This is a genomic window from Microbacterium sp. Y-01, assembly GCF_003856715.1.
Taxonomy (GTDB): domain Bacteria; phylum Actinomycetota; class Actinomycetes; order Actinomycetales; family Microbacteriaceae; genus Microbacterium; species Microbacterium algeriense.
This window is the reverse complement of sequence record NZ_CP024170.1, coordinates 2099402-2122553: the sequence shown is the minus strand read 5'-3', so window position 1 is coordinate 2122553 and position 23152 is coordinate 2099402. Positions and strand designations below refer to the sequence as shown.

Sequence of the window (23152 nt, the reverse complement as noted above, 5' to 3'; positions counted from 1 at the left end):
TCGGGCGCCGCGGGTAGGCTGGATCCATGGCAGCCTCGCGACCCCCTTCCCGCGGCGGTGCGAAGCCCACCAAGATCCCTCAGGTGTCCTGGCGCGAGCCGCACCCTGCGCCGATCGTCCTCGTCTCCGGTCCGGAGGAGGTCTGCGCGGAGCGCGCCATCGCGGGCGTTCGCGATTACCTGCGAGCCGAAGACCCGGCGCTGGAGGTCAGCGACGTGCGCGCCGACGACTACGCGCCCGGCACGCTGCTCTCGCTCACTTCGCCCTCGCTGTTCGGCGAACCGCGGCTCGTGCGCGTGTCCGGGGTGGAGAAGTGCTCCGATGCCTTCATCCAGGAGGCCGTGTCGTACCTCGACAACCCGCAGGAGGGCGCGACGGTCATCCTCCGCCACACCGGCGCGAGCGTCCGCGGCAAGAAGCTCCTCGACGCGGTCCGAGCCGGCAGCGGCGGTGGCATCGAGATCGCGTGCCCCGCGGTCAAGCGCGACGGCGACCGGGTCGACTTCGCCGCCGGAGAGTTCCGCGCCGCTCAGAAGCGCATCGCTCCCGCGGCGCTGCGCGCGCTCGTCTCCGCTTTCGCCGACGACCTGACCGAGCTGGCTGCGGCCTGCCAGCAGCTCATCGGCGACGTCGAGGGCGACATCACCGAAGAGGTCGTCACGAAGTACTACGGCGGCCGGGTGGAGGTCTCGGCCTTCGTGGTGGCAGACACCGCGATCGCCGGCCGCTACGGCGAGGCGTTGATCGCCCTCCGTCACGCCCTGTCCTCCGGTGCGGACCCGGTGCCCATGGTCGCCGCGTTCGCGATGAAGCTCCGCACGATGGCGCGTGTCGCGGGTAACCGCGAACCGAGTCGACAGCTCGCGCAGCGTCTTGGCATGAAGGACTGGCAGGTCGATCGTGCCCGCCGCGACCTCGCCGGGTGGAACGAGCGCTCGCTCGGCCTGGCGATCCAGGCGACCGCGCGAGCCGATGGCGAGGTCAAGGGCGCCGCACGCGACCCGATCTTCGCTCTGGAGCGCATGGTCACGGTGATCGCCACCCGTCAGCCGTTCGGCGAGTAGCTCGACCCCCGATCTGCCGACCGACACACGAAGAAGGCCCGCCCCGCGAACGGGACGGGCCTTTCTCCGAAGTTCACACTCAGAGAGCGGAGACCTGCTTGGCGAGAGCCGACTTGCGGTTCGAAGCCTGGTTCTTGTGCAGGACGCCCTTGCTGACGGCCTTGTCGAGCTTGACGGCAGCCTTCTTCAGGCCGGCCTCGGCGGCGGACTTGTCACCGGCGGCGACAGCGGTGCGCGTCGTGCGGATGAGGGTCTTGAGCTCGCTCTTGACCGCCTTGTTGCGCTCGCGAGCCTTCTCGTTGGTCTTGTTGCGCTTGATCTGCGACTTGATGTTTGCCACGTGTGGACGCTTTCTGTACAGGATTGTTCGGAATGCCGGCAGCAGAAGAGGGCTGCTGCACAGCGGTCGTGAGGGAAGAACCCACACGCAAGCCAAGAGTCGAGTCTACCAGCAGACCGGGCGATCACGCGAAACGGCGGGAACGATGCGAAACCCGGTCGCGCGTTCGATGGTACCGGGTGCAGAATCGTCCTTAGCCCGACAACGACGTCAAGGAGCCCGATGACCCCCGACCCCCGCCGTCCTTCCGTGCCCGTGGGGCTCCACTGGGCTGCAGCGACCTCCGCCTTCCAGATCGAGGGTTCTCGCCCGACCGGCGCCTCTGGACGATCGATCTGGGACGACTTCCTGGAGCGCCCGGGAGCGATCGTCGACGGCACGACCGCCGATCCCGCGTGCGACAGCTTCCGCCGACCCGAGGCGGACGTGGAGCTCGCGGCGGGCCTGGGTATCGATCGCTATCGGTTCTCCATCCCGTGGGCGCGCGTGCAGCCGGACGGCATCGGACCGGGCGATCGCATGGCGCTCGATCATTACTCGCGCCTGGTCGACCTGCTGCTCGACGCCGGCGTCGCGCCGTTCCCGACGCTCTTCCACTGGGAGATGCCGAGCATGGTGGAAGCGAACGGCGGCTGGCTGGAGCGTGACACCGCCGAGCGGTTCGCCGACTACGCCGCTATCGTCGCGGACCGCCTCGCCGATCGGGTGACGGACTGGTACACCCTGAACGAGCCGGCGATGACGACGCTGCAGGGGTATGCCGTCGGCTCGCTCGCTCCGGGGCGGCAGCTGCTCTTCGACGCCCTGCCGACCGTGCACCACCAGCTGCTCGCGCACGCTCGCGCGGCGTCGGTCCTGCGGGCTCACGGAGCCGCCCGCGTCGGACTGACCAACAACCACACCCGCGTCCTCCCGCTGCATGACACCGCGGAGGACCGGCAGGCCGCCGGGCTCTACGACCTGCTCCACAACCGGGTCTTCAGCGAACCGCTGCTCGCCGGTGCGTACCCCGAGCTCGAGGCGCTCGGGCTCCCTGCCATGCCCGTGCACGACGGCGATCTGGAGGTCATCGGAGGCTCGATCGACTTCTACGGCATCAACTTCTACAACCCGACGACGGTGACCGCCGCTCCGGAAGCAGGTCCGATCCCGTTCGATCTCGTGCCGACGCCGGGCGTTCCCGTCACCGGCTTCGGACCGGAATGGCCGATCCTGCCCGAAGCGCTGCGCGACCTCCTGATCGATCTGCACCGGAGGCATCCGGATCTGCCTCCGGTGGTCATCGGCGAGAACGGGGCCTCGTTCCCCGAGCCGTCGCGCGCTGCGCGCGTCGAGGACACGGAGCGGATCGCCTACCTGGCCGGGCACATCGCCGCGCTGTCCGAGGCGATGGACGCGGGCGTCCCCGTGGAGGAGTACACCGTGTGGTCGCTGCTCGACAACTGGGAGTGGGCCGACGGCTACACGCAGCGGTTCGGTCTCGTCCACGTCGACTTCGAGACGGGGGAGCGGACCCCGAAGGCGTCCTACCACTGGTATCGCGATCTCATCGCGAGCACGCGTGCCGAGACCACCGCGACGGCGGCCGGGCGATGACCGAGATCTCACCCGCGCGGACGAGGAGGGCGGGTCTCCGATGGATGTCGCTGTTCACCCTGGCATGGCTTGCGATCTGGACGGTGCAGCTCACACCGGTCCAGCTGCTCCTCCCGCTGCAGCTGGACACGCCGGAGGACGACTGGATCGGCGGGGTCGTCTCGTCCGGACTCGTTCTCGGGATCGGCGGTCTCGCGGGAATCCTGGCGGGACCGGCCGCCGGCGCGCTGTCCGATCGGGGTGCGGCGGGACGCCATCGACGCCGCCCCTGGGCGCTGGGCGGAGTGCTGCTCACGGCCGTCTGTCTGGTGCTCACCGGGTTCGCGGAGGGTCCGTGGGGCGTCGGCGCCGGCTGGGTGGGCGTCTCGATCGGGGTGGCCGTCTCGTCCGCCGCGTTCACGGCGCTGATCGCGGATCAGCTGCCGACCACGCAGCGCGGCGCCGCCTCGGCCGCCGTGGGGTCCAGCCAGGCCGTGGGCATCGTCCTCGGCGTGGGCCTGGTGGTGCTGCTCGGTCTGGGAATCCGTGAGGGGTACCTGCTGCTGGCGGGAGTCATCGCGGTCGTCGGGTCGGCGGCGGCGCTGCTGCTGCCCGACCCGCCGTCGACGGAGGAGATGCGTCCGACCCGGATCGGGCGTCATCCGCTCGCCTCTCTCCGCGACCGCGACTTCGCGTGGATGCTCTCCGGCCGCCTGGTGACGAACATCGGCAACGCGCTCGGGACGGCGCTGTTCCTCTTCTTCCTGCTGCACGGTCTGGGTCAGCCGACCGCGGTAGCCCAGGACAACCTGCTGCTGCTCATCCTCGTGTACACCGTGTTCGTCGTCATCGCATCGGTGATCACGGGCGTGGTCTCGGACCGCACCGGCAACCGCCGGACGCTCGCGGTCTCTGCCACGGTGGTCCAGGCGGCCTCCGGGGTCGCGATCGCTCTCGTACCGACATTCGAGATGACGACGGTGGCCGCGGCGCTCATGGGATTGGGATACGGCGCGTTCTCCACCGTGGGGCTCGCGTTCGCGGCGGATCTGCTGCCCGACGAACAGGATCACGCGAGGGATCTGGGGATCGTGAACGTCACGGCAGCACTGGGGCAGCTCATCGGACCGGTGCTGGGTGCGGGGCTGGTCGCCCTGGTCGGCGGGTTCTGGCTGGTCTTCGTCGCGGCGGCTGTGCTCTCCCTGGTCGGCGGGCTCCTCACGGCCTTCGCGCGACAACCGAGCCGGTCATGAGGAGGCGGCCCGCTGCTCGACCGTGGCGATCGCGACTCCCAGCACGGCGTTGAAGACCTGCGGTCGCATCGTCGTCACGAGGTGCGTCGTCCGCGGCACGACGATGAGCTCCGCATGCGGTGCCAGGCGACGGAAGGCGGGCTCGTTCAGTCGCAGCTGGTCGTACTGCCCGTTCACGAACCACAGCGGCACGTCGATGCGCGCAACCGCGGACGCGACGTCGAGAGCCGCCAGACTCCGCAGAGCCGAATCCTGGGTGTCCAGCGCGTAGCCGCCGGCCGCGAAGTCCCCACGGTGCTCCTCCGGGATCGTCGCCGCGAGCATCCGCTGGGTGAGCCACATGCCGCGGTCCGGCAGCGCATCGACGGCCCGGGCGAACAGGCGGTACGCCGCGAGGCCCGCCCCCTGCGGGAACGAGGTGCAGGCGGCGGCCACGAGACCGGCGACAGGCGGCTTCTCCGCGCCTCCCGTGTACGCCAGCGACAGCAGCCCGCCCATCGAGTGCCCGACGAGCAGGACGGGCCCGTCCTCGGCGCCGGCGCGAACGGCGAGGTCGATCGTGTGCAGCGCCTCGTGGAGAGAGAAATCCTCATCCATGCGGCTGCCGTGACCAGGCAGATCGACCGCTGTCGCCCGGCGCCCCCGGGACTCGAGGTAGGCGAGCTGCGCGCGCCACATCGTGGCCGACGTGCGGATGCCGTGCACGAAGACGATCTGAGCGGTCACGGCTTCAGCATAAGGAAAGCGGGGCCGGTGGATGAACCACCGGCCCCGCTTCGACACGGAACGTGTCAGAGAGGATTACTTCTCCCAGCCCACGTTCTCCACCGGCTGGATGCCGAAGAGGTCGAGACCCACGTAGGGCTCGGGGGTCAGGTTCGCCAGACCCTCCTGCACCGTGTAGATCTGCGGGCCGTTGTAGAGCGGGATCAGGCCCCAGCGCTTGTAGATCTCGGGCTCGAGCTCCATCGCGGCAGCGGTCTGCGCCTCGGGGTCGCTCTGCGACTCGACCTTGTCCTTGATCTCGGCGTCGAGCTCGGCGTCACCGACACCCGACAGGTTGAGACCGGAGTCCGAGCAGTACAGCTGGCAGAACCAGGCGGCACCGAACGGGTCGGACGAGGTGAAGCGGAGTCCGGAGACGTCCCAGTTCTTCGAGGTGTAGTCGTCGGAGAACTGGCTGGCGGGACGGACCTCGACCTTGACGTCGATGCCGACCTCCTTCTCCTGCGCCTGCAGCGACTGGGCGAGCGCCTTCTGCGTGGCGGTGTCGCTCCAGATCGGGTAGACCACGGAGAGCTTGACGCCGTCCTTCTCGCGGATGCCGTCGGAGCCCTCGGTCCAGCCGGCCTCGTCGAGGAGCTTCTTGGCGCCCTCGACATCGAACTCCCAGCCGGCGGCCTTCATGGAGTCCTTGTAGCCGGGCTGGAAGGAGAACAGGGTCAGCGAGCCGGCCGGGTCCTCTTCGTAGCCGAGGCCGTTCCAGGCGATCTGCTTCTGCTGGTCGATGTTGATGGCCTTGAAGAACGCCTCGCGGACCTTGACGTCCTCGAACTGCGGCTTGGTCGAGTCGACCTGCAGGATGGTGTTAGCGGTCTGCTGCGCGCGGTACACCTTCGCGCCGTCGACGTCCTTGACCTGGTCGATGAGCTCCTGGGAGCCCGTCTCGACCATGTCGACTTCGCCGTTCTTGAAGGCGTTGACGCCGGCCTGGCCGTCCATGCCGGTCATCGTGACCTTGTCGAGCAGGGGAGCGTCGCCCCACCACTCGGGGTTCGGCTTGAAGGAGATGTAGCCCTTGTTGGCGTCGAACTCGTCGACGGTGTACGGGCCGGCACCCCACTCGGGGTGCGGGTTCTCGACCATGGCCTCGTTGAACGTGGTCGGGTCGGCGAGGGCCGGGTGGATGACGCCGCCGTTGAAGGGCATCTGCGGCCAGGCGAACTCGCTCTTGAAGGTCACGATCGCCGTCTTGGGCGTGTCGCCCTGCTCGACGGACTCGATGTCCTTGTAGCCGTCGGTCGCGTTCGGGTTGAAGCCCTCGTCGTAGGAGCGGTTGGCCTTCCACGTGGCGTCGATGGCGGTCCAGTCCATGTCCGTGCCGTCGTTCCAGTGGGCCTCGTCCGTGAACGTGAAGGTCAGAACGGTCTTGCCGTCCTTGACCTCGTTCTTCCACTCGGACAGGTAGTTGTCGTTCTTGTACTGCGTGCCGTCCGGCTTCATCAGGATGAGCTGCGGCGTGTACCACGCGGCGATGCGCGCGGTGTCGGCGCTGCCGTCGCTGTTGAACGCGTTCAGCTGCGGCGGGACCTCGCGGATCGCGAAGTTGACCTCGCCACCCTCCTTGAGGTTCTCGCGGGGCTGGGGGTTGTAGTTCGCCATCTCGACCTCGGCGGCCTCGCCGTTGTCGCTGTTGTCGCCACTGCCGCTGTTACCGGCAGCGCACCCGCTGAGCGCGAGTGCGAAAGCGCCGGTGAGTGCCAGCGCTCCCATCAGCTTGTACTGCTTCATGGTGCTCCTTTCGCCTTGCGGCGTGTCATAAGGGGAGAATAGTTCGCCGGGTGCATGAATGCCCCTGCGGCAAGTGAATCTGACTTAACCGTTATCGGACCGTCATGCGCTGTGGGCTCAGGAGGCGACGGGCTGGTCGGTGACCGACGCGGGATCGAAGACGATCCGCTGCCGCGTGCGCTCGATGTCCGGATCCGGAACAGGGATCGCCGACAGCAGAGCGCGCGTGTACGGGTGCTTCGGGTTGTCGAAGACCTCGTCCACATCCCCGTGCTCGACGAAGTCGCCGAGGTACATCACGGCGACCCGGTCGGCGATGTGACGGACCACGGAGAGGTCGTGTGCGACGAACAGGTAGGACAGGCCGAGCTTGACCTTGAGGTCGTCGAGCAGGTTGATCACGCCGGCCTGGATCGAGACGTCCAGCGCCGAGACGGGCTCATCGAGAACGACGATCTTCGGGTTGGTCGACAGGGCCCTGGCGATGCCGATGCGCTGACGCTGTCCGCCGGAGAACGCCTGCGGGAAGCGGTCACGGTGCGCGGGGTTGAGACCGACGAGGTCCATCAGCTCGCCGACGCGTCGCTGGATCTCCGCCTTCGGCGTGCCGATCGCCGACAGCGGCTCGGAGATGATGTCCGCGACCGTCATGCGCGGGTCGAGCGCGCCCATCGGGTCCTGGAACACGATCTGGATGTCGCGACGGAGCGCACGCTCCACCTTGCGGCTGCGGATGTCGTTCACGCTCGTGCCGGCGATGACGATGTCGCCCTCGGTCTGCTTGATCATGTCCATGATCTGGAGCAGCGTCGTCGTCTTGCCACTGCCGGACTCACCGACGATGGCCATGGTCTCGCCCTCGCGCACGTCGAAGCTGATGCCCTTGACGGCGTGGACCTCGCCCACCTTGCGCTTGAGGAACGCGCCCTTGAGGAGGGGGAACGTCTTCGTGAGGTTCTTGACCTCGAGGGTGATCGGTCGCTCCTCCCGCGGGAGACGCGTCAGGGCGCTCTCGGGAGCCTCGCGCACGGGGTAGACCGGGAGTCCGCCGAGCATGCCGCCGTCCTCGATCTCGTGCGAGCGGATGCAGGCGGCCCGGTGCTCGGCGCCGCCGGCCGTGGCGACAGGAAGGAGCTCCGGCTCGCGCGTGCGGCACGCGTCCATCACGATCGGGCAGCGATCCGCGAACGGGCAGGCGTCCGGGAGGTTGATCAGCAGCGGAGGGTTGCCCTTGATCGGGGTGAGCGGCTCCTTCTCGGCCTTGTCGACGCGCGGGATCGCACCGAGGAGACCGATGGAGTACGGCATGCGGGTCTGGTGGAAGAGCTCGCGCACGGGAGCCTGCTCCACAGGCTTGCCGGCGTACATGACCATGACGTCGTCCGCGGTGCGGGCGACCACACCCATGTCGTGCGTGATCATCATGACCGCGGCGCCGGTCTCCGCCTGCGCCTTCTCGATCAGGTCGAGGATCTGGGCCTGGATCGTGACGTCCAGAGCGGTCGTCGGCTCGTCGGCGATGATCAGCTTGGGGTCGTTCGCCATCGCGATCGCGATCACGACGCGCTGTCGCATGCCGCCGGAGAACTCGTGCGGGAAGGCCTTCATCCGCTTCTCCGGCTCGGGGATGCCCACGAGCTTGAGGAGATCGATCGCGCGAGCGTTCGCCTCCTTGGCGCTGAGGTTGCGGTGCACCGTGAGAGCCTCGATCAGCTGCGCGCCGACGGTGTAGACCGGGGTGAGCGAGGTCAGCGGGTCCTGGAAGATCATCGAGATGCCGTTGCCGCGGATGGCGGACAGCTGCGAGTCGGTCTTCCCGAGCAGCTCCTGACCGTCGAACATGATCGAGCCGGTGACCTTGGCGTTCTCGTCGAGCAGGCCCATGACGGCGAGCGAGGTGACGGACTTGCCCGACCCGGACTCGCCGACGATGCCGAGCGTCTTGCCGGCTTCCAGATCGAACGAGACGCCGCGGACGGCATCGACGCGTCCCGCCTCGGAGGCGAAGCTGACCCTGAGGTCGCGGACGGACAGTACGGGGCTCATGCGCGGCCTCCTGCAGCCGAGGTGGGGTCGAGGGCGTCACGCAGGCCGTCGGCGATCAACGCCATGGAGACGGTCAGCAGCGTGAGGGCCAGGGCCGGGAAGTAGAACAGCCACGGGGAGCTGGTGATGGACGTGCTGCCCTCGCCGATCAGCGAGCCGAGCGATACATCGGGGATCTTCACGCCGAACCCGATGAACGACAGTCCGGTCTCGGTGGTGACGGCGGCGACGATGCCCATGGTGAAGTTGATCACCAGCAGCGACCCGATGTTGGGGACGAGGTGCCGCAGGACGATGCGTGTGCCGGGGACGCCCATGTACCGTGCCGCCTGGACGTACTCGCGCTCCCGGAGGGAGAGGGTCATGGTCCAGATGATGCGCGCGGGGAAGAACCACCCGATGAAGATCATGACGAGCGCGATGACCCACCAGACGCCACCGGAGTCGTTCGAGATCACCGAGAGCATGAGGAAGGTCGGGACGACCATCATGAAGTGGATGACCAGCAGGGCGATCCGCTCGAACCAGCCGCCGAAGTAGGCGGCGGCCGTGCCGACCAGGGCGGAGAGGATCGTCGTGCCTACCGACACCGTGATCGCGATCATGAGGGAGCGCTGCAGACCGATAGCGGTCTGGGTGTAGGTGTCGTTGCCGGCGCCGTTGGTGCCGAACCAGTGCTCGGCGGAGGGTCCCTTGCCGAGCGACAGGAAGTCCATGTCGTTGACGGCATACGGCGAGAGGAGCGGGCCGAGCGTCGCGAACAGGACCAGGACGATCAGGATGATCACGCCGGCGACGGCCGGCTTGTTGCGCATGAAGCGGCGGCTGTAGAGGGTCCACTTCGAGAGGGACTTCTCGGCGGCGGCTTCCGCAGGCTGTGCCGGGCCGACGGGCGGCTCGACCAGCGGATCGATCATATCGGTGGTCATTTCAGCTCACCCTCACTCGCGGGTCGAGGACGACGACGACGATGTCGGCGAGCACGGCGCCGATCGCGGTCAGCACGGCGCCGAAGGCGGCGACAGCCACCACGCCGTTGATGTCGTTCTGGTTGATGGTGTCGAGGAAGTAGCGCCCCATTCCCTGCCAGGCGAAGATCGACTCGGTCAGGATCGCGCCGGTGAAGATCGTCGGGATCGTGAAGGCGACCTGCGTCGCGACGGGGATGAGCGAGGTCCGCAGGGCGTGCTTGCGCACCGCCTGGGCCTTGGTCAGACCCTTCGCGCGTGCCGTGCGGACGTAGTCGGCGTTGATGTTGTCCAGCAGCAGCGAGCGCTGCAGGAAGTGGTACTGCGCGTATCCGACGAGCACGAGGGCGATCGTCGGGAGCGTCACGTGCTGGAGTGCATCGACGATCGTGGGGAAGAAGCCGGTGACGCCAGGGCTGGAGGAGCCGGTGACGTAGAAGATGCGGACGCCGGTCGCCTCGTTGAGTGCGATGGCGAGGAGCACGACGGCGAGAGCGGCGACGATGATGTTGATGTTCATCGTGATGATCGAGGTCGCCTGGCCGATGCGGTCCGCGAGCTTGTACTGACGGGAGGCGGTGTAGACGCCGAGCCAGATGCCGAGGACGGCGGCGATGATCGTGGCGCCGAGGACGAGCTCGGCGCTGACCCACATGCGGTAGGCGACCTGCTCGTTCACCGACTGCCCGGTCGGGCTGACGCCCCAGTCCCAGCGCAGGACGATGCTCGTGAACCAGTTCCACCACCGTTCGATCAGCGGAACGGTGTCGCTCAGGTTCCGGGGGATCAGGACGTTGTCGATCTGCTCCGGAGTGAGCGGCGGGCGCCGTCCGACGTAGTTGCTGCGCGGATCGAGGAATCCCCACGCGAGGAAGAACGTGAGATTCGTGGCGACCACGATCATGAGCAGCCAGCCGAGTGCGCGGCGCACGAGGTACTTGATCAAGGGGGGTCAGTCTTTCTCTTCTACAGACGCGCTCGGGATCCGCCGACGCAACGCTGAGTCGGGTAGATATTCAACCACCATCTACCGTACTGCGCGACGCGACGGCCACCACGGGGTCTGTGACGGAGTCTTATCGCTTACGGGATCTGGTGTCATGCATTTGTCCCGGGCAACTTCGGGAGACTATCACCGCTGTGGCCGAATCGGGGATTAGCCGTCCCTCACCGTACAATCGAGTGGACATGTCCCCACGCGCTCTCACCCCGCTTCAGCCTGCCGCGACGCCGGCTGCGCAGATCCGCAATTTCTGCATCATCGCCCACATCGACCACGGCAAGTCGACCCTCGCCGACCGCATGCTCCAGATCACCGGAGTCGTGTCGGACCGCGACATGCGGGCGCAGTACCTCGACCGGATGGACATCGAGCGCGAGCGCGGCATCACGATCAAGAGCCAGGCGGTCAGGATGCCGTGGGAGCTCGACGGGCAGACCGTCGCGCTGAACATGATCGACACCCCCGGGCACGTCGACTTCACATATGAGGTGTCGCGTTCCCTCGCCGCCTGCGAGGGCGCGATCCTGCTCGTCGACGCCGCGCAGGGCATCGAAGCGCAGACTCTCGCCAACCTCTACCTCGCGCTCGAGAACGATCTCCACATCATCCCGGTGCTGAACAAGATCGACCTGCCGGCGGCCGACCCGGAGAAGTATGCCAAGGAGCTGGCATCGCTCATCGGCGGGAAGCCGGAAGACGTGCTGCGTGTCTCGGGCAAGACCGGGGCCGGCGTCGAGGACCTTCTCGACCGACTGGTCCAGGAGATCCCGGCACCGACCGGCGACGCGGACGCTCCTGCCCGCGCGATGATCTTCGACTCGGTGTACGACGCCTACCGCGGCGTCGTCACCTACGTGCGCATGGTCGACGGCAGCCTGTCGCCCCGCGAGCGCATCCAGATGATGTCGACCGGCGCGAACCACGAGGCCCTCGAGGTCGGTGTGTCGAGCCCCGAGCCGACCCCGACCAAGGGACTCGGTGTCGGCGAGGTGGGCTACCTCATCACCGGCGTGAAGGATGTGCGCCAGTCGAAGGTCGGCGACACGATCACGAACGCCCGCAAGCCCGCGGCGGAGGCTCTTCCCGGCTACACGGACCCGAAGCCCATGGTCTTCTCGGGCATCTACCCGATCGACGGCAGCGACTACGCGGAGCTGCGTGAGGCGCTCGACAAGCTCAAGCTCTCCGATGCCTCCCTGCAGTACGAGCCGGAGACTTCCGTGGCCCTCGGTTTCGGCTTCCGCTGCGGCTTCCTCGGCCTGCTGCACCTGGAGATCGTGACCGAGCGCCTCGCGCGCGAGTTCGGCCTCGACCTCATCACCACGGCCCCGAGCGTGATCTATGAAGTCGTGACCTCGGACACCGGCGAGACGGTGACCGTGACGAACCCGAGCGAATACCCCGACGGGCGCATCGGCTCGGTGTCGGAGCCGATGGTCAAGGCCGCGATCCTGCTGCCCAAGGACTACGTCGGCACCGTCATGGAGCTGTGCCAGTCCCGTCGAGGGACGCTGCTCGGCATGGAGTACTTCTCGGAGGAGCGCGTCGAGCTGCGCTACAACATGCCGCTCGGCGAGATCGTGTTCGACTTCTTCGATCAGCTGAAGTCCAAGACGCAGGGCTACGCGTCGCTCGACTACGAGCCCTCCGGGCAGCAGGAGGCCGACCTGGTCAAGGTCGACATCCTCCTCCAGGGCGAGAAGGTCGACGCATTCAGCTCGATCGTGCACCGCGACAAGGCGTACGCGTACGGCACGATGATGGCGGAGCGGCTGCGCAAGCTCATCCCTCGCCAGCAGTTCGAGGTGCCGATCCAGGCCGCGATCGGTGCGCGCATCATCGCCCGTGAGACGATCCGCGCAATCCGCAAGGACGTGCTGGCGAAGTGCTACGGCGGTGACATCACCCGCAAGCGCAAGCTCCTCGAGAAGCAGAAGGAGGGCAAGAAGCGCATGAAGATGGTGGGTCGCGTCGAGGTCCCCCAGGAGGCGTTCATCGCCGCGCTCTCCGGCGACGTCGAGGGCAAGGACAAGAAGTAGCAGATGCCCGTTCCGGCGTTCGAGCGCGGGATGACACGTCATCCGATCGCGACGGTGCCGGAGGGGCTGCGGCTCTCCGAGCGGTCTACGACGGTGGCACCCGAAGCGCACGCAGCGGTCTCGGCGCTGGTGAGCTCGTGGGAGTTCAAGCGTCGCGCCGGCTTCGCTGTGCCCACTGAGGCTCCGGCCGCGGGGGATGAAGGTGTCTTGGTGAAGTGGATCCTCGGTGTCCGCTTCGTCGAACCGGTGCGTGTCGTCTGGGCTGACGAGAGCGGTTTCGGGTACGAGACCCGGCCGGGGCATCCGATCTACGGCGAAGAGTCGTTCCGGCTCGATGAGGCCGGAGTGTTTACCGCGCGGTCCGTTTCCCGTCCCTCGACCTGGTTCTGGCGACTGCTCGCTCCCGCCTTGCTCGTGCTCCAGCGGGTCACTCACGCGCGCTACGTACGGATCGTGCGGGATGCCGCTGCGCCGTTCACCTCGGCACCACCCCCTCCGGGTCCCTGAGCCCCGGATTTGCGCCGAGCCCGAGCCTGGGTCGCGGAGTCCCTTCGGCGAGCTCAGGGACCCATTGGAGCCTGGGTCGCGGAGTCCCTTCGGCGAGCTCAGGGACCCATTGGAGCCTGGGTCGCTGAGTCCCTTCGGCGAGCTCCGGGGCCCACCCGAGCCTGGGTCGCTGAGCTTGTCGAAGCGTCCCCCTGGGACGGCTTCGACAAGTCAGGAAGGTCCTCGGACCGGTCCTCGATCAGCGCGAGCTTCTTCCGCCTGCTCCATCCCTGAATCTGCTTCTCCCGGAAGAACGCCGCATCGACGGTCTCGAAGTGCTCCGCGTGAACGAGGACGACCGGTCGGCGGCGGCGGGTGAAGTTCGCCGCGAACTGGTCGTCATGGTTGTGCTCCCAGACGCGGGCCTCCAGATCGCCGTTCGTGCTCCCGGTGTAGAAGCTGCCGTCGTTGCATCTCAGGATGTACGTCCAAGCCATCGACCCATGGTCCCGGAGAGTCGCGCCGACAGGAGAGGTTGTGGACAACTTCCCTTCGGCGGGCTCGGGGACCCAGGGGGTTGGGCCCTTCGACAAGCTCAGGGACCCAAAGGATGGGCGGGCTCGGTGACCCAGGGGGTTGAGCCCTTCGACAGGCTCAGGGACCCAGGGGGTTGGGCCCTTCGACAAGCTCAGGGACCCAAAGGATGGGCGGGCTCGGGGACCCAGGTGGACGGGGTCAGGGATCCAGGTGGACGGGGTCAGGGACCTTGGGATGTGACGGCGTGCGGCGCGGGGGGTGTTCGCTCAGGGAACCCGAAGTAGGCTGGAACTCATGCGGCGCGGGACTTTCCGAGACGACACGGTGGACTATGCGGCCGTGGGTGCGACCCACGCGCCCGATCTGATGCAGTACCCGCCGGAGCGCAGCATCCCGGCGGAGGAATCCTGGCGGATCGGCAGCGGTGTCGAACGCTTCCAGACAGCGGGGGAGGCGCTCCTCTCGTGGACGGCGCAGCGCGCGGCCGGCCTCTCGGTCGAAGATGTGCGCCCCGCACCCGGACCCGCCTACGCCGGTGTGAGCTTCGACGCCGAGGGCAACCCGATCGCGCCGAGCAAGCGCGACGTCGAACCGCGCTACGACGCCGAGGGCATGCCGTTCGTCGGCGCGGGGATGACCCTGCACCTGCGCGGCCGCGTGGCCGGCATGCGCGCCGACTCGGAACTCCGCGTGATCTCGGTCACCGAGGAGACGCGGCGCATCGGCTTCGTGCTGGGCACCATCGGCGGCTCCGTCGTGAGCGGCGAGGAGTCCTTCGACGTGGACTGGCGCGAGGACAACGACGAGGTCTGGTTCACGGTGCGTGCCTTCGATCGGCCGAACGCGCTGACCTACCGCATGATCCCCGCGCTCGTGAAGCGCCGTCGCCGGGAGCTCTTCGCGCGCTACCTCCGGGCGATCTCCCCGCTGTACGCGACCCCGCTCTGATGGCGGGACCGCTTCCCCTGGGTGACCCCGCGCCGTCGGACGGCCGGCTGCCGGCCGATCTCCCCGTCGATACGCGCGTGCCGTTCTCCGCCTACCTGCACATCCCGTTCTGCACCGTGCGCTGCGGCTACTGCGACTTCAACACCTACACGTCGACCGAGCTGCGCGGTGCCAAGCAGGAGGACTACGCGAGCACCCTGATCTCCGAGATCGCGCTCGCGCACCGGGTGCTCGGCGAGGCGGGAGCCCTGCGCCCGATGGACACGGTGTTCTTCGGCGGCGGCACCCCGACCCTCCTCCCGGCAGGCGACCTGGCACGCATGCTCGAGGCGGCGACCACCGCGTTCGGGCTCGCCGAGGGCGCCGAAGTGACCGTCGAGGCGAACCCCGACACCGTGACGCCCGCCGTGGCGCGCACGCTCGCGGACGCCGGGGTGACGCGGATGTCCGTCGGCATGCAGTCCGCCGTTCCGCACGTGCTCGCGGCACTGGACCGCACCCACCGGCCCGAGAACGTGCGCACCGCCGTCGCCGCGGCGAAGGACGCGGGGCTCGCGGTGAGCGTCGACCTGATCTACGGTGCGCCGGGGGAGTCGCTCGCCGACTGGGAGGCCTCGCTCGAGGCGGCGCTCGCCCTCGAGCCCGATCACATCTCGGCCTACGCGCTCATCATCGAGGACGGGACAAAGCTCGCCCGGCAGATCCGCCGCGGCGAGGTTCCGACACCCGACGACGACCTTCAGGCAGACATGTACGAGGTGGCCGATGCCCGACTCGCCGCCGGCGGGTTCGACTGGTACGAGGTCAGCAACTGGGCCCGAACGCCCGCGCAACGATCCCGACACAACCTCGCCTACTGGCGCGGGAGCGACTGGTGGGGATTCGGTCCCGGCGCGCACAGCCACATGGCCGGACTGCGCTGGTGGAACGTGAAGCATCCGGCCGCCTACGCCCAGCGCCTCGCAGCGTCGGAATCTCCCGCCGCCGGAACCGAGCGTCCCGATGCCGAGTCCCGCACCCTCGAGCGCATCCTGCTACTGAGCCGCATCCGCGAGGGCATCGCCATCGACGAGGTGCCGCTGGAGAACCGGAAGCGCGTCGCCGGGCTCATCGCCGACGGACTCGTCGATCCCGCCTCGGCGATCCAGGGACGGATCCAGCTGACCCTGCGCGGGCGGCTGCTCGCCGACGCGGTGGTGCGGGAGCTCACGGATTGAGCCGAAGCGCGGCCGGTCCGCGGTAAGATTGGCACTCTGAACGTCCGAGTGCCAGCGGAAGGGAAGGCGATGGTCACAGAGCGAGGACTCCAGGTTCTCCGCGCGATCGTGCAGGACTACGTCGAGACCCACGAACCCGTCGGCAGCCGATCCATCGTGGACCGGCATTCGTTCGGCGTCTCTGCGGCGACCATCCGCAACGACATGGCGCTGCTCGAGGACGAGGAGCTGATCACGGCTCCCCACACGTCGTCCGGTCGGGTGCCGACAGACAAGGGCTACCGGGTCTTCGTCAACCACCTCGCTCAGCTGCGGCCGCTCTCGTCCGCGCAACGCTCGGCCATCGAATCGTTCCTCGGCGAGCCGGCCGACCTCGACGACCTGATGGTGCGCACCGTCCGCGTGCTGACGCAGCTGACGGGACAGGTGGCGCTCGCGCAGTACCCGTCTTTCGCGCGCGCCCATGTGACGCACCTCGAGCTGGTGGCCCTGGCTCCCAATCGGCTGCTGATCGTGCTCGTGACAGACGCCGGCGGTGTGTCGCAGCGCATGGCCGTGCTCCCGGAGACGATCGACGAACCCGACCTGGCCGTGCTGCGGGCACGACTCTCCGCGCTCATCACGGGTCAGGGCATCGGCGAGGCGTCCGACCGCCTGCAGGCGGTGCTCGACGGCGAGGAGACCCCGCAGGACCGGATCCTGCGGACGATCGCCGCCGTCGTGATCGACGAGCTCGGCGGCTTCCGACAGGAACGTCTGGTGATGGCGGGAGCGGCGACGCTCGCGCGGCGGGAGCAGGACTTCCGCGGCAGCATCCACCCCCTCCTGGAGGCGATCGAGGAGCAGGTCACGCTGCTGCGGCTGATGAGCGAGATGGTGGCCGACGAGCACGGACTCGCGGCGAGCATCGGCACCGAGAACGCGCCGTTCGGCCTCGGCGAGGCCTCGATCGTGGCGAGCAACTACGCCGCACCGAGCGGCACGGCGCGCGTCGGCGTGATGGGCCCGACCCGCATGGACTACCCGAGCAACCTCGCCGCAGCGCGGGCCGTGGCCCGCTACCTGTCGCGGATGCTCGACGACGACGAGGCCGGCCGCTGACGCGGCCGCCTCAGAAGACACACGCAGAAAGGCGATTGTGGCGGACCACTATGAGGTTCTCGGGGTGTCCCGGGACGCTTCCACCGATGAGATCAAGAAGGCGTACCGACGCCTTGCGCGTCAGCTTCACCCGGATGTGAATCCCGGCGACGACGCGGCGGAGAAGTTCAAGCTCGTCACCCACGCGTACGACGTGCTCAGCGACGAGGACTCCCGCCGTCGCTACGACATGGGCGGCGGCGACGGAGCGGCGGGAGACTTCGGCGGCTTCGGCGGCTTCGGGGACATCTTCGAGACCTTCTTCGGCGCGGCGCAGGGCGGCGGACGCGGAGCCCGCCCCCGGTCACGCCGGGAGCGGGGGCAGGACGCGCTCGTGCGGGTGACCCTGGACCTGGGCGACGTCGTGTTCGGCGCGCACCGCGACATCGAGGTCGACACCGCGGTGCTCTGCGAGACCTGTCAGGGCTCGTGCTGCCAGGAGGGCACCTCACCCGTGACATGCGACATCTGCGGTGGCTCGGGGCACGTCCAGCGACAGGTGCGCAGCCTGCTCGGCAACGTCGTCACGTCCCAGCCCTGCGGCACCTGCGAGGGATACGGCACCACGATCCCGTACCCGTGCGGCACGTGCGGCGGCCAGGGTCGCGTGCGCTCCCGTCGCACGGTCTCCCTCGACATCCCGGCCGGCGTCGAGACCGGACTGCGTCTGCAGCTGCCCGGCTCGGGCGAGGTCGGCAAGGCGGGCGGCCCGAACGGCGATCTGTACGTCGAGGTGACGGTCACCCCGCACCCGGCCTTCAGCCGCGAGGGCGACGACCTGCTCGCGACGCTCGAGGTGTCGATGACGGATGCGATCCTCGGCACTGAGACCTCTATCCAAGGGCTGGACGGCGAGGTGGACCTCGAGATCCGCCCCGGTGTGCAGTCCGGCGACGTGCTCACCATCAAGGGGCGCGGCATCACCCCGCTGCGCGGCACCCAGCGCGGCGACCTGCGCGTCGGCGTGCAGGTGCTCACCCCGACCAAGCTCGACTCCGCTCAGCGCGCGTTGATCGAGGACTTCGCGAAGAAGGCGAAGTCGCCGGAGCCGCAGCTCGCACAGTTCCAGCAGGGTCTCTTCTCGAAGCTCCGCGACCGCTTCCGCAGCCACTGATCATGGCCCTGCACTTCCTGGTCGAATCGTCGACGGACACCCGCGTCGGCGACCTCGTGTCGCTGACCGGAGCGGAGGCGAAGCATGCGGCGGTGGTCCGGAGACTGCGCGTCGGCGAGGCGGTCACGGTCGGTGACGGAGCCGGCGTCTGGCTCGAGGGCACCGCCGAGGAGGTGTCGCCGACGCGTGTGGACGTCCGCGTGTCGGAGCGCACGGAGCAGGCGGCACTGCGGCCCCGGGTCGTCCTGGTCCAGGCCCTCGCGAAGGGCGATCGCGACGAGCTCGCCGTCCAGGCGGCGTGCGAGCTGGGCGTCGATGAGATCGTGCCGTGGCAGGCCGCCCGCAGCGTCTCCCGCTGGGAGGGTCCGAAGGCCGTGAAAGGCAGGGAGCGGTGGGCGACGATCGTGCGCGAGGCCGCGAAGCAGGCGCATCGGGCCTGGTTGCCCGAGGTCGCAGCGCCCGTGACGACGAAGCAGCTGGCACGGCGGGCGGCTTCGGACCGCGTGCTGCTGCTCGACCCCACGGCTCCGGCGAAGCTGTCGGAGATCGTGCCGGACGGCCGCGACCTCGTGCTCGTGGTGGGGCCGGAGGGCGGGATCTCAGACGAGGAGCTCCGTCTGCTGACGGACGCCGGCGCTGAGCGCGTGCTCCTCGGAGACACGGTGCTGCGCACATCGACCGCCGGCCCCGCGGCGATCGCGGTGCTGTCGGTCGCGCTCGGCCGATGGTGACGCCCCAGGCACGGGCTGGGTTCGCGCACTGGTCAGTAGACTTGGCCTCATGACGGAACCCTCGATCTTCACGCGCATCCTCGACGGGGAGATCCCTGCCGAGATCCTCGCTGAGACGGACCGCCTCTTCGCTCTGCGCGACATCGCGCCCCAGGCGCCGGTGCATCTCCTCGTCATCCCCAAGACGGCCGAGTACCGTACCGTCGCCGAGCTCGCGGCCGGAGACCCGGCTCTGCTGGCCGAGATGATCGCCTTCGCGGCGGAGCTGGCAGCGGCGCACACCGACGACGGCGACTTCCGCCTCGTCTTCAACAGCGGCCCGAACGCCGGGCAGACCGTGTTCCACGTCCATGCCCACGTGCTGGCCGGAGGACTGACCGAGAAGAGTGTCGGTGCCTGACAACCAAGAACCGCAGGAGCGCAGACTGAACGCCCCGCCGCCCGAGTCGGTCGAGAAGATCTACGCCGACGGCGTCGCGATGGTGCAGCTGCTCGGTCCGCAGGATCGTCTGCTGCGGATGCTCGAGAAGGAACACCCGGACGTCCAGGTGCTGGTGCGCGGGAACGAGATCACGCTCAGCGGTGACACCGCCGCGGTCGCGAGGGCGAAGGTCCTCGTGGACGAGCTGCTCGCGATGACCAGAGCGGGCCAGGATCTCGCGCCGAGCGACGTCGCGAGCTCCGCGCGCATGCTGCGGCAGGAGGGCGGACCGCGACCGAGCGAGGTGCTCGGCGAGGCGATCCTCACCACGCGCGGCAAGGTCATCCGTCCGAAGACCCTCGGGCAGAAGGAGTACGTCGACGCGATCGACGAGAACACGATCGTGTTCGGCATCGGTCCCGCCGGTACGGGCAAGACCTATCTCGCGATGGCCAAGGCGGTGCAGGCGCTCCAGCGCAAGGAGGTCACGCGCATCATCCTGACCCGCCCTGCCGTCGAGGCAGGGGAGCGGCTCGGCTTCCTCCCCGGGACGCTGACCGACAAGATCGATCCGTACCTGCGCCCGCTGTACGACGCGCTGAACGAGATGATGGATCCCGAGATCGTCCCGCGCCTGATGGCGACCGGCACGATCGAGGTCGCGCCGCTGGCCTACATGCGCGGGCGCACGCTCAACGACTCGTTCGTGGTGCTCGACGAAGCGCAGAACACGACGCCCGAGCAGATGAAGATGTTCCTCACGCGTCTCGGCTTCGGCACGCGCATGGTCGTCACCGGTGACATCACCCAGGTGGATCTCCCGCAGGGCGCCTCGGGGCTCCGCCTGGTGACGCGGGTGCTCGACGGCATCGACGACATCCACTTCGCGCGGCTCACCAGCGACGACGTCGTCCGGCATTCGCTCGTCGGCCGCATCGTGGACGCGTACAGCGAGTACGACGAGAAGCGCACAGCACAGCGATTCGAACGCGAGCAGGCGGCAGAGTTCGCCAACCGTGCCGATCGCAGGGGAGCACAACGACCAGGACCCCGCGACCGCATGCCGAAACGAGGACTCTCATGATCGAGATCAACAACGAGTCGGCCATCGACGTCGACGAGACGGTGCTGCAGCGCCTCACGGACTTCAACCTCGCGCAGCTGCACGTCAGCCCGGACGCCGAGGTCGCGATCGTCCTCGTCGACGAGGGCGCCATGGAGGCGCTGCACGTGCAGTGGATGGACGAGCCCGGTCCGACCGACGTGCTGAGCTTCCCGATGGACGAGCTGCGCCCCGGCACCGAGGACCGGCCGACGGCCCCCGGGCTGCTCGGCGACATCGTGCTGTGCCCCCAGGTCGCCGAGACGCAGGCTCAGGCCGCCGGCCACACCCTGATGGATGAGCTGATCCTGCTCACCACCCACGGGCTGCTGCACCTGCTCGGCTTCGATCACGCCGAGCCGGACGAGGAGCGTGAGATGTTCGGGCTGCAGAAGGAGCTGATCCAGGGCTTCGCCGCGGCCGAACGCCGCCGATGACAGCCACGCTCCTGCTCATCGCCGCCGTGCTGCTGGTGGCGTTCGGCGGTCTGATGGCCGCGATCGACGCCGCATACGGCGTGACCTCGCGTGCCAGACTCGCCGACATGGCGACGGAAGGCCGCAGGGCGAAGGCTCTGGGACGCATCGCCGTCGACCTGGATGCGCACGTCAACGCTGTGGCCTTCATCCGCGTGCTGGCGGAGGTGACCGCCGCCGTGCTCGTCACGGTCGCCTTCACGATCCTCATCGAGAACAACTGGTGGGCGATGCTCGCCGCCGCGCTCCTGATGACCGCCATCACCTTCGTGCTCGTGGGCGCCAGCCCGCGTTCGTTCGGCCGCCAGCATGCGGAGAGCATGATCCGCGGGACGGCGTCGATCGTCCGCGGCCTCCGCATCATCCTCGGCCCGCTCGCCCAGGGCCTCGTGGTGCTCGGCAACAGGGTCACACCGGGGACGGGCCGCAGCTCGTTCACGAGCGAGGACCAGCTGCTCAGCATGGTCGACGAAGCGGCATCGAACGACCTCATCGAGGAGGACGATCGCGACCTCATCCACTCGGTGTTCGACTTCACCGACCAGTTCGTGCGCGCCGTGATGGTGCCGCGCACCGAGATGGTCACCGTGGACGCGACCGCCACCACCGACGAGGCGATGTCCCTGTTCCTCAACCGCGGGGTGTCTCGGATGCCGGTCGTGGACGATGAGGCCGACGATGTCGTCGGCGTGCTGTATCTGAAGGATCTCGTGCAGTTCGCCTACCGAGACGACAGCGCGTGGCGCGCGGCCTCCATCCGGCCCATCGCCCGACCCGCGACCTTCGTCCCCGAGTCGATGCGTGCGGAGACCCTTCTGCAGCAGATGAAGCGCGACGCGGTGCACGTGTGCCTGGTGATCGACGAGCACGGCGGGATCTCCGGTCTCGTCACCCTGGAGGATCTGATCGAGGAGCTCGTCGGCGAGATCTCCGACGAGTACGACCTGGTGTCCGCGGAGTTCGTCGATCTCGGCGACGGTCGCTACCGTGTCAGCGCCCGACTCTCGCTGGAGGACGTGGGCGACCTGTTCGGTGTGGAGCTCGAGGACGAGGACGTCGATTCGATCGGCGGCCTCCTCGGCAAGGCGCTCGGGCAGGTGCCGCAGCCGGGTGCAACGGCGACCGTGGAAGGCTTGGTGCTCACGGGCGGCGCCTCGCGCGGTCGCGGTCGAGGAATCGCGACGGTGTTCGTGGAACGTGCGGCAGGAGAGCCTGACGCTTCGCAGGATGAAGGAGATCGAGACGATGACTGACGATACGCGAAGCGGGTTCGTGACCTTCGTCGGGCGCCCCAACGTCGGCAAGTCCACGCTGACGAACGCCCTCGTGGGCGAGAAGATCGCGATCACCAGCGAGAAGCCGCAGACCACGCGTCGAGCCATCAGGGGGATCGTGAATCGTCCGGACGGCCAGCTCGTCATCGTCGACACCCCCGGCATCCACAAGCCCCGCACGCTGCTCGGCGAGCGGCTGAACGACCTCGTCGAGCAGGTGCTGGGTGACGTGGACGTCATCGGCTTCTGCGTTCCCGCGAACGAGAAGGTCGGGCCGGGAGACCGCCGCATCGCCGCCTCGCTCGACGGCTACCCGCGTGCCAAGAAGATCGCGATCGTGACGAAGACGGACGCTGCCGGACGGGACGACATCACCGAGCGGCTGATGGAGGTCGACGCGCTGCGGGAGGACTGGGATGTCGTGATCCCGCTCTCCGCGCTCACCCGCGACCAGCTCGACGTGCTCTCGGACGAGATCCTGGCGCTGATGCCGAAGGGCCCGGCGCTGTATCCCGAGGGCATCACGACCGATGAGTCGCAGGAGGACCGGATCGCGGAGATGATCCGCGAAGCGGCGCTCGACGGCGTCCGCGATGAGCTTCCGCACTCGATCGCGGTCGTGATCGACGACATCGCGCCGCGCGAAGGCACCGACCTGACCGACGTGCACGCGTCCATCGTCGTCGAGCGCGACAGCCAGAAGGCGATCATCATCGGCCACAAGGGCAAGCGGCTCAGCGACGTCGGAGCGCGGGCCCGGGCCGGCATCGAGAAGCTGCTCGGCACCCGGGTGTTCCTCGGACTGCATGTGAAGGTCGCGAAGGAGTGGCAGCGCGACCCGAAGCAGCTCGGCAGACTCGGATTCTGACATGAGCTCCGGTCACACGTCGATGGCGGCGGGAAGGCC

General features: G+C 68.5%; 22 protein-coding genes. 15 read left to right on the top strand and 7 right to left on the bottom strand.

The genetic code is table 11. The features are described from left to right. The first annotated feature begins 26 nt into the window (after positions 1-26). Positions 27-1064: a DNA polymerase III subunit delta gene (gene holA, locus CSX12_RS10010; protein WP_017202339.1), complete on the top strand. Its 1038-nt coding sequence runs from the start codon at positions 27-29 to the stop codon at positions 1062-1064. Positions 1065-1143: 79 nt separating this feature from the next. On the opposite strand, the gene rpsT is transcribed toward holA, so the two are convergent. Continuing rightward, positions 1144-1404 carry a 30S ribosomal protein S20 gene (gene rpsT, locus CSX12_RS10005; protein ID WP_017202338.1) on the bottom strand — a complete coding sequence of 87 codons (261 nt, stop codon included), beginning with the start codon at positions 1402-1404 and terminating at the stop codon, positions 1144-1146. A gap of 222 nt (positions 1405-1626) precedes the next feature. Between rpsT and CSX12_RS10000 the strand changes: the two genes are divergently transcribed. Further along, positions 1627-3000 carry a GH1 family beta-glucosidase gene (locus CSX12_RS10000; protein WP_124895674.1) on the top strand — a complete coding sequence of 458 codons (1374 nt, stop codon included), beginning with the start codon at positions 1627-1629 and terminating at the stop codon, positions 2998-3000. After that, positions 2997-4232: an MFS transporter gene (locus CSX12_RS09995; protein ID WP_124895673.1), complete on the top strand. Its 1236-nt coding sequence runs from the start codon at positions 2997-2999 to the stop codon at positions 4230-4232. Before CSX12_RS10000 ends, CSX12_RS09995 begins: the two co-directional genes overlap by 4 nt. On the opposite strand, the gene CSX12_RS09990 is transcribed toward CSX12_RS09995, so the two are convergent. From CSX12_RS09990 to CSX12_RS09970, 5 genes are all read right to left on the bottom strand, one after another. Continuing rightward, positions 4227-4958: an alpha/beta hydrolase gene (locus CSX12_RS09990; protein ID WP_124895672.1), complete on the bottom strand. Its 732-nt coding sequence runs from the start codon at positions 4956-4958 to the stop codon at positions 4227-4229. The two genes, CSX12_RS09995 and CSX12_RS09990, sit on opposite strands and share 6 nt — an antisense overlap. Before the next feature lie 75 nt (positions 4959-5033). Next, the gene (locus CSX12_RS09985; protein WP_124895671.1) at positions 5034-6743 is read right to left on the bottom strand and encodes an ABC transporter family substrate-binding protein; all 1710 of its coding nucleotides are present in this window, start codon (positions 6741-6743) and stop codon (positions 5034-5036) included. Positions 6744-6860: 117 nt separating this feature from the next. Next, a complete protein-coding gene (locus tag CSX12_RS09980; protein WP_017202333.1) occupies positions 6861-8789 on the bottom strand; it encodes an ABC transporter ATP-binding protein in 1929 nt (642 codons plus the stop codon). Continuing rightward, entirely contained in the window at positions 8786-9718 is a 933-nt protein-coding gene (locus CSX12_RS09975; RefSeq protein ID WP_026049745.1) for an ABC transporter permease, read from the bottom strand. The genes CSX12_RS09980 and CSX12_RS09975 overlap by 4 nt, the downstream gene beginning before the upstream one ends. Before the next feature lies 1 nt (position 9719). After that, positions 9720-10703, bottom strand: coding sequence for an ABC transporter permease (locus CSX12_RS09970; RefSeq protein WP_017202331.1), 984 nt, complete (start codon positions 10701-10703; stop codon positions 9720-9722). Between the two features lie 242 nt (positions 10704-10945). On the opposite strand from CSX12_RS09970, the gene lepA reads away from it, so the two are divergent. Both lepA and CSX12_RS09960 read left to right on the top strand, forming a co-directional pair. Next, complete coding sequence (lepA, locus tag CSX12_RS09965; protein ID WP_017202330.1) at positions 10946-12799, top strand: translation elongation factor 4; 1854 nt, start codon at positions 10946-10948, stop codon at positions 12797-12799. Between the two features lie 3 nt (positions 12800-12802). Continuing rightward, a complete protein-coding gene (locus CSX12_RS09960; protein ID WP_124895670.1) occupies positions 12803-13306 on the top strand; it encodes a DUF1990 family protein in 504 nt (167 codons plus the stop codon). Between the two features lie 98 nt (positions 13307-13404). Here the strand turns inward: CSX12_RS09960 and CSX12_RS09955 are convergent, their stop codons facing one another. Then, complete coding sequence (locus tag CSX12_RS09955) at positions 13405-13782, bottom strand: GIY-YIG nuclease family protein (RefSeq protein ID WP_241160429.1); 378 nt, start codon at positions 13780-13782, stop codon at positions 13405-13407. Between the two features lie 334 nt (positions 13783-14116). On the opposite strand from CSX12_RS09955, the gene CSX12_RS09950 reads away from it, so the two are divergent. The 10 genes from CSX12_RS09950 to era all read left to right on the top strand — a co-directional run bounded on the left by CSX12_RS09950 (position 14117) and on the right by era (position 23113). Continuing rightward, positions 14117-14770 (top strand): DUF1990 family protein, encoded by a 654-nt coding sequence (locus tag CSX12_RS09950; protein ID WP_124895669.1) that lies wholly within the window; start codon positions 14117-14119, stop codon positions 14768-14770. Beyond that, the gene (gene hemW, locus CSX12_RS09945) at positions 14770-15987 is read left to right on the top strand and encodes a radical SAM family heme chaperone HemW (RefSeq protein WP_124895668.1); all 1218 of its coding nucleotides are present in this window, start codon (positions 14770-14772) and stop codon (positions 15985-15987) included. The genes CSX12_RS09950 and hemW overlap by 1 nt, the downstream gene beginning before the upstream one ends. A 69-nt stretch (positions 15988-16056) precedes the next feature. Continuing rightward, positions 16057-17088, top strand: coding sequence for a heat-inducible transcriptional repressor HrcA (hrcA, locus tag CSX12_RS09940; RefSeq protein ID WP_017202326.1), 1032 nt, complete (start codon positions 16057-16059; stop codon positions 17086-17088). A 37-nt stretch (positions 17089-17125) separates the two neighbouring features. Continuing rightward, the gene (dnaJ, locus tag CSX12_RS09935) at positions 17126-18241 is read left to right on the top strand and encodes a molecular chaperone DnaJ (RefSeq protein WP_017202325.1); all 1116 of its coding nucleotides are present in this window, start codon (positions 17126-17128) and stop codon (positions 18239-18241) included. 2 nt (positions 18242-18243) lie between these two features. Further along, a complete protein-coding gene (locus tag CSX12_RS09930) occupies positions 18244-18972 on the top strand; it encodes a 16S rRNA (uracil(1498)-N(3))-methyltransferase (protein WP_124895667.1) in 729 nt (242 codons plus the stop codon). A 49-nt stretch (positions 18973-19021) separates the two neighbouring features. Next, positions 19022-19372, top strand: coding sequence for an HIT domain-containing protein (locus CSX12_RS09925; protein ID WP_017202323.1), 351 nt, complete (start codon positions 19022-19024; stop codon positions 19370-19372). A 79-nt stretch (positions 19373-19451) separates the two neighbouring features. Beyond that, positions 19452-20477: a PhoH family protein gene (locus CSX12_RS09920; RefSeq protein WP_225855843.1), complete on the top strand. Its 1026-nt coding sequence runs from the start codon at positions 19452-19454 to the stop codon at positions 20475-20477. After that, positions 20474-20932, top strand: coding sequence for an rRNA maturation RNase YbeY (ybeY, locus tag CSX12_RS09915; protein ID WP_017202321.1), 459 nt, complete (start codon positions 20474-20476; stop codon positions 20930-20932). The genes CSX12_RS09920 and ybeY overlap by 4 nt, the downstream gene beginning before the upstream one ends. Next, positions 20929-22224 carry a hemolysin family protein gene (locus CSX12_RS09910; RefSeq protein WP_124895666.1) on the top strand — a complete coding sequence of 432 codons (1296 nt, stop codon included), beginning with the start codon at positions 20929-20931 and terminating at the stop codon, positions 22222-22224. Before ybeY ends, CSX12_RS09910 begins: the two co-directional genes overlap by 4 nt. Beyond that, positions 22217-23113: a GTPase Era gene (gene era, locus CSX12_RS09905; protein WP_164479558.1), complete on the top strand. Its 897-nt coding sequence runs from the start codon at positions 22217-22219 to the stop codon at positions 23111-23113. The genes CSX12_RS09910 and era overlap by 8 nt, the downstream gene beginning before the upstream one ends. Positions 23114-23152: the final 39 nt, after the last annotated feature.

Bases quoted from the DNA above. Each gene is read 5' to 3' on its own strand.
- CSX12_RS09955 (WP_241160429.1), bottom strand. From the start codon at position 13,782: ATGGCTTGGACGTACATCCTGAGATGCAACGACGGCAGCTTCTACACC.
- CSX12_RS09960 (WP_124895670.1), top strand. From the start codon at position 12,803: ATGCCCGTTCCGGCGTTCGAGCGCGGGATGACACGTCATCCGATCGCG.
- CSX12_RS10000 (WP_124895674.1), top strand. From the start codon at position 1,627: ATGACCCCCGACCCCCGCCGTCCTTCCGTGCCCGTGGGGCTCCACTGG.
- CSX12_RS09920 (WP_225855843.1), top strand. From the start codon at position 19,452: ATGGTGCAGCTGCTCGGTCCGCAGGATCGTCTGCTGCGGATGCTCGAG.
- CSX12_RS09980 (WP_017202333.1), bottom strand. From the start codon at position 8,789: ATGAGCCCCGTACTGTCCGTCCGCGACCTCAGGGTCAGCTTCGCCTCC.
- holA (WP_017202339.1), top strand. From the start codon at position 27: ATGGCAGCCTCGCGACCCCCTTCCCGCGGCGGTGCGAAGCCCACCAAG.
- lepA (WP_017202330.1), top strand. From the start codon at position 10,946: ATGTCCCCACGCGCTCTCACCCCGCTTCAGCCTGCCGCGACGCCGGCT.
- CSX12_RS09995 (WP_124895673.1), top strand. From the start codon at position 2,997: ATGACCGAGATCTCACCCGCGCGGACGAGGAGGGCGGGTCTCCGATGG.
- CSX12_RS09910 (WP_124895666.1), top strand. From the start codon at position 20,929: ATGACAGCCACGCTCCTGCTCATCGCCGCCGTGCTGCTGGTGGCGTTC.
- CSX12_RS09985 (WP_124895671.1), bottom strand. From the start codon at position 6,743: ATGAAGCAGTACAAGCTGATGGGAGCGCTGGCACTCACCGGCGCTTTC.
- CSX12_RS09925 (WP_017202323.1), top strand. From the start codon at position 19,022: ATGACGGAACCCTCGATCTTCACGCGCATCCTCGACGGGGAGATCCCT.
- hrcA (WP_017202326.1), top strand. From the start codon at position 16,057: ATGGTCACAGAGCGAGGACTCCAGGTTCTCCGCGCGATCGTGCAGGAC.
- CSX12_RS09930 (WP_124895667.1), top strand. From the start codon at position 18,244: ATGGCCCTGCACTTCCTGGTCGAATCGTCGACGGACACCCGCGTCGGC.
- CSX12_RS09975 (WP_026049745.1), bottom strand. From the start codon at position 9,718: ATGACCACCGATATGATCGATCCGCTGGTCGAGCCGCCCGTCGGCCCG.
- ybeY (WP_017202321.1), top strand. From the start codon at position 20,474: ATGATCGAGATCAACAACGAGTCGGCCATCGACGTCGACGAGACGGTG.
- CSX12_RS09950 (WP_124895669.1), top strand. From the start codon at position 14,117: ATGCGGCGCGGGACTTTCCGAGACGACACGGTGGACTATGCGGCCGTG.
- hemW (WP_124895668.1), top strand. From the start codon at position 14,770: ATGGCGGGACCGCTTCCCCTGGGTGACCCCGCGCCGTCGGACGGCCGG.
- era (WP_164479558.1), top strand. From the start codon at position 22,217: ATGACTGACGATACGCGAAGCGGGTTCGTGACCTTCGTCGGGCGCCCC.